At 72.9% G+C, this 8,589-nt stretch carries 7 protein-coding genes; all 7 read left to right on the forward strand.

Going from position 1 to position 8,589, the window contains the following annotated elements:
• Positions 1 to 514 precede the first annotated feature (514 nt).
• Entirely contained in the window at positions 515 to 1,477 is a 963-nt protein-coding gene (locus tag Pen02_RS30620; RefSeq protein ID WP_203869613.1) for an ABC transporter substrate-binding protein, read from the forward strand.
• The gene (locus tag Pen02_RS30625) at positions 1,474 to 2,325 is read left to right on the forward strand and encodes an ABC transporter permease (RefSeq protein ID WP_203869614.1); all 852 of its coding nucleotides are present in this window, start codon (positions 1,474 to 1,476) and stop codon (positions 2,323 to 2,325) included. Before Pen02_RS30620 ends, Pen02_RS30625 begins: the two co-directional genes overlap by 4 nt.
• Positions 2,326 to 2,377: 52 nt before the next feature.
• Complete coding sequence (locus tag Pen02_RS30630; RefSeq protein ID WP_239141561.1) at positions 2,378 to 3,256, forward strand: ABC transporter permease; 879 nt, start codon at positions 2,378 to 2,380, stop codon at positions 3,254 to 3,256.
• Positions 3,253 to 4,191 (forward strand): ABC transporter ATP-binding protein, encoded by a 939-nt coding sequence (locus Pen02_RS30635; RefSeq protein WP_203869615.1) that lies wholly within the window; start codon positions 3,253 to 3,255, stop codon positions 4,189 to 4,191. The genes Pen02_RS30630 and Pen02_RS30635 overlap by 4 nt, the downstream gene beginning before the upstream one ends.
• Positions 4,188 to 5,789, forward strand: coding sequence for a thiamine pyrophosphate-binding protein (locus Pen02_RS30640; RefSeq protein WP_203869616.1), 1,602 nt, complete (start codon positions 4,188 to 4,190; stop codon positions 5,787 to 5,789). Before Pen02_RS30635 ends, Pen02_RS30640 begins: the two co-directional genes overlap by 4 nt.
• Positions 5,790 to 5,843: 54 nt before the next feature.
• Positions 5,844 to 7,304, forward strand: a complete 1,461-nt coding sequence (locus Pen02_RS30645) for a benzaldehyde dehydrogenase (RefSeq protein WP_203869617.1) — start codon at positions 5,844 to 5,846, stop codon at positions 7,302 to 7,304.
• A gap of 167 nt (positions 7,305 to 7,471) precedes the next feature.
• A partial coding sequence (locus tag Pen02_RS30650; RefSeq protein WP_203869618.1) for a CynX/NimT family MFS transporter occupies positions 7,472 to 8,589 on the forward strand: 1,118 nt, incomplete at its 3' end.

Genomic DNA, 8,589 nt, shown 5'->3' on the forward strand with positions numbered 1-8,589 from the left:
CCCGGCGACCCCGGCCGGGCTGCCGGCTCGGGCGTCCCGCACCACCGGCCGTACTTGTCGGTGCGGCGGGCGGCCTGGTATGCCGAGAGGGGGTCCCGGGACGGGCTGTCGGGCGGCGGCGGCCGGCGACAGGGTAGCCAGTCATGTGCCCCCTCGCCGCGTCCGGCCTGCCGATCGACGCACGTTCGATATGCGGACTCCCGTGCTTATGTCGAACGTAATCCCCGGCCCCCCGATCCGTCAACGAGCACCCCGACACCGGTCGACGAGGGCCCCGTGGGTGGTCGCACGCCGCCCCGGCAACGCCTCCGGCGAACCGTCGCCGCCGCTCGGCGCAGCGCCCGGGCAGGTCGCCGAGAAGTTGCGGAGCGCTTGTTGACGTGAACTCGGTCACTGTGCCAACGTTCCACATGAGAACACTCGTTCGGCTAGCGACCACCCGCCCACCCCCGAGGCTCCGTCAGAAGCCTTTCAGCCCCGGTCCCGACAGGACCGCCGGACGCCGGGAGACCCCATGCGCCGTCTCGCCGCCACCAGCACCGTCCTCGCCGCCCTGCTCGCCGTCACCGCCTGCGGCTCCTCGTCCGACGACTCGCCGGAGGGCGGTTCCGGCGGCGTGGCCAAGGTGAAGGTCGGTGCGATCCCCATCGTCGACGTCGCCCCGCTGCACCTCGGCAACGCGAAGGGCTTCTTCAAGGAGCAGAACCTCGAAATCGAGGTGGTCAACACCACCGGCGGCTCCATCGCCGTGACCGGCGTGGTGAGCGGCCAGTTCGACTTCGCGTTCGGCAACGTCGTGTCGCTGATCACCGCCCGTTCCCAGAACATCCCGGTCAAGGCGATCACCTCCGGAAACTCCTCCACCGGCAAGCCGGGCGCGGACTTCGGCGGCGTCGTGGTGCCGCCGGACAGCCCGATCACCGACGCGAAGGGCCTGGCCGGCAAGAACATCGCGATCAACAACCTGAACAACATCACCGACACCACCACCCGGGCGTCGATCCGCAAGGCCGGCGGCGACCCGTCGAACATCAAGTGGACCGAGCTGCCCTTCCCGGAGATGCCGGCGGCAGTGATGGGCAAGCGGGTCGACGCCGCGATGGTGGTCGAGCCGTTCTTCACCATCGCGCAGAACCAGGGCGCCCGGGTCGTGGCCTACAACTTCGCCGAGGCGATCCCGGACATGACGGTGGCGGCGTACTTCTCCACCGAGCAGACCATCAACCAGAAGGCCGACCTCACCAAGCGGTTCAAGGCGGCGATGGACAAGTCCCTGAAGTACGCCCAGGAGCACCCGGAGGAGGCGCGTCAGGTGCTCCAGACGTACACCCAGATCGACCCGGCGGTGGCCGCGAAGATCACCCTGCCGGCGTGGCCGGCCGAGATCAACCGTGAGTCGGTGCAGACCCTGGCCGACCTGATGGTGACCGACGGGTTGATCAAGGAGAAGGTCGACGTGTCGGAAATTCTCCCGTGACCCGAGCCGCCACCGCAGCACCGCCCGCCGCGACCGCACCGGCCCCGGCCGGCCGGTCCGGCGGGACCGGTCGGCCGCGCGGCGGCAACGCCCTGCTCGGGCTGCTCGGCTTCGCCGCCTTCCTGGCGGTGTTGGAGGCGGTACCCCGACTCGGCCTGGTCTCGGCGGACTACCTCCCGCCGACCAGCGAGATCGCGGTCGCCCTCAACGAACTGCTCGGCGAGCCCCGGTTCTGGACGGCCGTCACCGACACGCTGCGCGGCTGGTTCCTCGGCCTGGCGATCGCGGTCGCCCTCGGCGTGCTGGTCGGTTTCGTCCTCGGCACCGTACCGGTGTTGCGCGAGTTCACCGCCTCGACCGTCGAGTTCCTCCGGCCGATCCCCTCGGTCGCGCTGATCCCGCTCGCCGTCCTGCTCTTCGGCACCGACCTGCGCTCGGTACTGCTGCTCGTCGTCTACGCGGCGTTCTGGCAGGTGCTCGTGCAGGTGCTGTACGGGGTCCGGGACGTCGACCCGGTCGCCCGGGACACCGCGCACACCTTCGGACTGGGCCGGTGGGCCCGGATCCGGCACCTGCTCTGGCCGACCGCGCTGCCCTACCTGCTCACCGGGGTACGGCTCGCCGCGGCGGTGGCGCTGATCCTGGCCATCACCGCCGAACTGATCATCGGTGCGCCGGGGCTGGGCAACGAGATCAACCGGGCCCAGTCCGGCGGCGCCGTCGACTCGATGTACGCCCTGATCATCGTCACCGGGCTGCTCGGGGTCGCGGTCAACGTACTGGCCCGGTGGCTGGAACGTGCGGTGCTCTCCTGGCACCCCTCGGTACGCGGCGAGGGCACCCCGTGAGAAGTGGCCGGTGCTGTCGGCCCCCGCAGCGACGAACGGAACGAAGGCGGTCGTGAGCGTACGCAGTGAGACGGATTCGCAGCAGGTGGCGAAGCGACCCGCCGCGTCGTCGCCGGGCGGAGGACGGCGGATCGGTTCGGCGCTCGGCCGGGCCGCGTGGTGGACCGCTGCCGTCTTCGGGCTGCCGTTCGGGCTGCTCGCCCTCTGGTGGGTACTCTCCGCCGACAGCGAGACCTTCTACCTTCCTCCGCTGTCGGAGATCCTGGCCAGCTTCGACGACGTCTGGCTGCACAGCGACCGGCTGGCCGCCGACGTGCTGCCGAGCCTGCTCCGGCTCGCCGCCGGTTTCCTGCTGGCAGTCGTCGTCGGAGTCGGGCTCGGCGTGCTGATCGGCTCCTTCCGGCGGGTACGCGCGTTCTGCGAGCCGGTGCTGGAGTTCCTCCGGGCGATCCCGCCACCGGTACTGGTGCCGGTGTTGATGCTCTTCGCCGGGTTCGGCAACACCATGAAGGTGCTGGTGGTGCTCTCCGGTTGCGTCTGGCCGATCCTGCTCAACACCGTCGAGGGGGTGCGGGCGGTGGACGAGGTGCTGACCGAGACCTGCCGCTGCTACGGCATCCGTGGCCCGGCCCGGCTCTGGCACCTGGTGGTCCGGTCCGCCTCCCCGCAGATCGTCACCGGCCTGCGGCAGGCCCTCTCGGTCGGCATCATCCTGATGGTGATCAGCGAGATGTTCGCCGCGAACAACGGGCTGGGCTACACGATCATCCAGTTCCAGCGCACCTTCGCGGTCACCGACATGTGGACCGGCATCCTGCTGCTGGGTCTGCTCGGCTTCCTGCTCGCCATGCTGCTGCGGCTCTTCGAGCGGTCGGCCCTGCACTGGTACTTCGGCCTCCGCCAGTCACAACGAGACGATGGGCAGCGATGAACTCGACAGCTCTCCCCCAGGCCGGCTCCGGACCACTGCTCGACGTCCGCGCGCTGCGCAAGGTGTACGCCGGGCGCGGCCGGTCGGTCGAGGCGGTCCGGGACCTGACCTTCTCCGTCGGTGCCGGAGAACTCGTCTGCGTGGTCGGGCCCTCCGGAGCCGGCAAGACCACCCTGCTCAAGTGCATCGCCGGGCTGCTGCCGCCGACGTCGGGTGAACTGGTGCTGGAGGGCGCGCCGGTGCAGGGCCCGCCGCCAGGCATGGCCGTGGTGTTCCAGGAGTACGGCCGCAGCCTCTTTCCGTGGATGACGGTGCAGCAGAACGTCGAGCTGCCGCTGAAGCAGAAGAAGTCGCTGGACAAAGCCCGTCGCCGGCAACTCGTCCGGGACGCGCTGGCCGCCGTCGGGCTGGCCGACGTGCCGGACGCCTACCCGTGGCAGCTCTCCGGCGGTATGCAGCAGCGGGTGGCGCTGGCCCGCGCGGTCGCGTACGAGCCGCACATCCTGCTGATGGACGAGCCGTTCGCGGCCGTCGACGCGCAGACCCGGGCGGACCTGGAGGACCTGGTCCGGTCGTTGTGGCAGCGGCTCGGCGTGACCATCCTGTTCGTCACGCACGACATCGACGAGGCGGTCTACCTCGGTCAGCGGGTGCTGGTGCTCTCCGCCTCCCCCACCCTCGTACTCGACGACGTGGCGATCGACCTGCCGGCCGAGCGGGACCAGCTCGGCACCCGGTCGTCGGCGCGCTTCGGCGAACTGCGGGCGAAGGTGTTCGGCCAGATCCAGCGGGCCAAGGGCGCCCGCCCCACCGATCCTGCCCCGCCCACCGATCCCGCCCTTCCCGCCGACCCCGAGCACGCCGACTCCGACCCGGCGGACTCCCCCGCCGATGTCCCGCCGCCACGACAGTCCACCGACGCGGGAAGCCGATGACCACGGTTCGGGACGCCACGCTGGAGGTGCTGCGCCGGTACGGCGTGGACCGGATCTTCGGCAACCCCGGCTCGACCGAGGTGGCGTTCCTCGCCGACCTCCCCGACGACCTCACCTTCGTGCTGGCTCTGCACGAGGGTTCGGTGGTCGGGATGGCCACCGGCTACGCGCTGGCGACCGACCGCCCGGCGGTGGTGAACCTGCACACCACGGCGGGACTCGGCAACGCCGTCGGCGCGCTGGCCACCGCCCGGGTCAACCGGGCGCCGCTGGTGGTGCTGGTCGGGCAGCAGGATCGCCGGCACCTGGCCGCCGAACCGTTCCTGGCCGGCCGGCTCGACCGGCTCGCCGACCCCTACCCGGTCTGGGTGGAGCAGCCGGTGCTGGCCCAGGACGTGCCGGCGGCCGTACGCCGGGCCTGGCACGAGGCAGCCCTCCGGCGCGGGCCGGCGCTGGTGGTCGTGCCGATGGACGACTGGTCCGCCGAGGTCGACCCGTTCCTCGGCCGGGCCGCGCCGGAGCGGGTGCAGGTGCCGGCACCCGCTCCCGGCCCGGCCCTCGACGAGGTCGCCCGACTGGTCGACGCGGCCAGCGCCCCGGTGCTGGTGGTCGGCGCCGGGGCGGACGACCCCGCGACCTGGGACGCGCTGGTCGCTCTGGCGGAGCGGATCGGGGCGCCGGTCTGGCAGGAGGCGTTCGGCGCACGGGCCGGGTTTCCGCAGGATCATCCCCGGTTCGCCGGGCACCTGCCGGCCGCCCGGTCGCGGCTGCGGGCGGTACTCGACGGGCACGACCTGGCCCTGGTGGTCGGCACCGCCGCGCTGCGGCAGTACGTCTACGAGCCCGGCCCGCTGCTGCCGGCCGGACTGACCGTGGCGGTGGTCTCGGCCGACCCGGACGAGGTGCACCGCAGCGAGGCCGAGCTGGCGGTACTGACCGATCCGGCGGTGTTCTGTGCCGCGCTCACCGCTCGGGTGGCACTCCGGGACCGTCCCGCACCGCCCCGACCGGCACCCGACCCGGTGCCGCCACCGGCACCCGGCGAGCCACTGCGGGCCACCCACGTCTTCGCGGCGTTGGCGCGGCGGCTACCGGCCGACGTCGTACTCGTCGAGGAGACCCCGTCCACCCGACCGGACCTGCACCGGATGCTGCCGGCCCGGCAGCCGCGCGGTTTCGTCAGCGCGGCCATGGGCGGCCTCGGGTTCGGGCTGCCCGCCGCAGCCGGCCTCCGGCTCGGTGACCCGACCCGGCCGGTGGTGGCGATCCTCGGCGACGGCTCGTCGCTCTACGCGGTGCAGGGACTCTGGAGCGCCGCCCGGTACGGCTGCGGCGTGCTCTACGTGGTCCTGACCAACGGCAGGTACGCGGTGATGGACCGGCTCACCGAGCGGTACGGCGGCAAGCCGCCCTGGCCGGCGTTCGAGGAGGTGGACCTGCACGGGCTGGCCCGCTCGTTCGGCTGCCCTGCCCGGCGGGTCCGGACCCACCCGGAACTCCTCGACGTGCTGGACGAGGTGGTGCCGACCCTCGCCGGCCGCACCGAACCACTGCTGCTCGACATCGCCGTAACCCCCGAGACGCACTTCACGCCGTGACTTCCGTCCGCCCGGCCCAGCGGCGTGCACCGCCACCACCCCAAGGAGGTTCCCGTGACTCTTCTCGACTCCGGCACCTGGCACGGCAAGATCTACAGCGACGGTTGGGTGACGGCCGACGGCGGCGACGCGGCCGTACGCGAGCCGGCGACCGGTGACGAGATCGGCCGTACCGGTATCGCCAGTCCCGCCGACGTCGCCCGGGCCGCCGCCCGCGCCGCCCAGGCCCAGCGCGACTGGGCCGCGACCCCGTACGACAAGCGGGCCGCGGTGCTGCGCCGGGCCGGGCTGCTGTGGGAGGAGCATGCCGCCGAGGTCGGCGACTGGATCGTCCGGGAGACCGGTTCGGTACCGCCGAAGGCGACCCTGGAGACGGACACCGCCGCCCAGGAGTGCTACGAGGCGGCGGCGCTCGCCTCGCACCCGCTCGGCGAGATCATCCAGAGTGCACAGCCCCGGCTCAGTCTGGCCCGCCGGCTGCCGGTCGGGGTCGTCGGGGTGATCTCCCCGTTCAACGTACCGATCATCCTCGGGGTGCGGTCGGTCGCCCCGGCGCTGGCGCTGGGCAACGCGGTGCTGCTCAAGCCCGATCCGCGTACCGCCGTCACCGGTGGGGTCGCCATCGCCCGGATCTTCGAGGAGGCGGGGTTGCCGCCGGGGGTGCTGCACGTACTGCCGGGCGGGCCGGAGGCGGGCGAGGCGCTAGTCGCCGATCCGCACGTACGCCTGATCAGCTTCACCGGTTCGACCGCCGCCGGCCGGCAGGTGGGGCAGACCGCCGCCCGGCACCTCAAGCGGGTACTGCTGGAACTCGGCGGCAACTCGGCACTGGTGGTACTCGACGACGCGGACCTGGACCTGGCGGTGTCGGCCGGCGCCTGGGGTTCGTTCCTGCACCAGGGACAGATCTGCATGACCACCGGCCGGCACCTGGTACACGAGTCGCTGCACGACGAGTACGTCGGCCGGCTGGCCGAGAAGGCGGCGCACCTGCCGGTCGGCAACCCGGCCCGGGAGCACGTGGCGCTCGGGCCGATCATCGACGAGCGGCAGCGGGACAAGATCCACTCTCTGGTCACCGACAGTGTGGAGGCGGGCGCGACCCTGGCGGCCGGTGGCACGTACGAGGGGCTCTTCTACCGGCCGACGGTGCTCTCCGACGTCACCCCGGCCACCCCGGCGTACGCACACGAGGTCTTCGGCCCGGTCGCCCCGGTACTGCGCTTCGGCGACCTGGACGAGGCCGCCAAGCTCGCCGCCGACAGCGAGTACGGCCTCTCGCTCGGCATCCTCAGCCGGGACGTGATGAAGGCGCTGGCGTTCGCCGAGCGGGTGCCGACCGGCATCGTGCACATCAACGACCAGACCGTCAGCGACGAGGCGGTGGCCCCGTTCGGTGGTGTCGCCGCCTCCGGCAACGGGCCACGGCTGGGCGGGCCGGCGGCCAACCTCGCCGCGTTCACCGAGACCCAGTGGGTGACCGTGCAGGGCGACATCACGAGGTACCCCTTCTGAGCGGCAAGCCTCCGACGCCGGGGGGCCGGGGCAGCGACCCGGGCCGCCCGGCCCTCGCGCCTTCGCCCGGCCCGGACGACGGTGCACCGGACGACGGTGCACCGGACCACGATCCCCCGAACCACGGTGCACCGCACCACGATCCGCCGGGCCGGGGTCGGTTCGGGATGGGCCGGGGCGGCTGGCTGACGCTGCTCGGCTTCGTGCTGCTGGCGCTGAACCTGCGAGCGGCGATCGCGGCGGTCCCGCCACTGCTGCCCGACCTCCAGGTCGACCTCGGCCTGGACCGGAGCGCCGCCGGCCTGCTCACCGCGCTGCCGGTGCTCTGCTTCGGGCTGCTCTCCCCGTTCGCCGCGCTGCTCGGCCGTCGGGTCGGCATCGAGTGGGCGCTGCTCGCCGCGATGCTCGGCATCGTGCTGGGCAGCCTGACCCGGACCCTGCCGCACCCCGGATGGCTGCTGGTCGGCACCGCGCTCGTCGGCGCCGGGATCACCGTCGGCAACGTGCTGGTGCCGAGCGCCGTCAAGCAGCACTTCCCGGGGCGGCCGGGGCTGGCCACCGGGTTGAGCACCGCCTCGATGACCACCGGGGCGACGGTGGCGGCGGCGGTGAGCGCGCCGCTGGCGTACGCAATGGGCTGGGGCTGGCGGGGTTCGTTGCTGGCGATCGGCGCGTTCGCCGGGGTCGCGGCGCTGGGCTGGCTTCCCCAGGTACGCCGCCGACACACCGCGCCGGCCGTCGAGCCGCAGCGCTCGGGCGCCGGCATCCTGCGCTCGCCGGTCACCTGGCAGGTCGCCGTCTTCATGGGCACCCAGTCGATGCTCTACTACGCGATCCTCACCTGGCTGCCGAGCATCCTGCGGGACCAGGGCGTCGCGCCGACCCGGGCGGGCGCGGCACTGGCGGTGTTCAACCTGCTCGGGATCGGCACCGCGCTGGTGGTGCCGACGCTGGCGGTCCGCCGCCCGGACCAGCGCGGGCTGGCGCTGGTCGTCTGCGCCGGCTGGGCGGTCGGCGTGCTCGGTCTGCTGGCCCTGCCCACGATGTATCTGCTGTGGACGGTGGTGGCCGGGCTCGCCCAAGGTGCCGCGCTCAGCCTCACCCTGACCCTGCTGGTGGTCCGGGCCCGGACGCCCGCATCGGCCCGGCAGCTCTCCGGGGCGGTGCAGTCGATCGGCTACCTGCTCAGCGCCACCGGCCCGGTACTGTTCGGCGCGCTCCGGGACGCCACCACCGGCTGGGACCTGCCGCTCGCCGCGATGGCGGTGGTGACCGTGCTGATGGC

Source organism: Plantactinospora endophytica (assembly GCF_016862915.1).
Taxonomy (GTDB): domain Bacteria; phylum Actinomycetota; class Actinomycetes; order Mycobacteriales; family Micromonosporaceae; genus Plantactinospora; species Plantactinospora endophytica.

Excerpts from the sequence above, each read along its gene's own strand:
- Pen02_RS30640 (WP_203869616.1), top strand. The coding sequence starts at position 4,188 with ATGACCACGGTTCGGGACGCCACGCTGGAGGTGCTGCGCCGGTACGGC.
- Pen02_RS30635 (WP_203869615.1), top strand. The coding sequence starts at position 3,253 with ATGAACTCGACAGCTCTCCCCCAGGCCGGCTCCGGACCACTGCTCGAC.
- Pen02_RS30620 (WP_203869613.1), top strand. The coding sequence starts at position 515 with ATGCGCCGTCTCGCCGCCACCAGCACCGTCCTCGCCGCCCTGCTCGCC.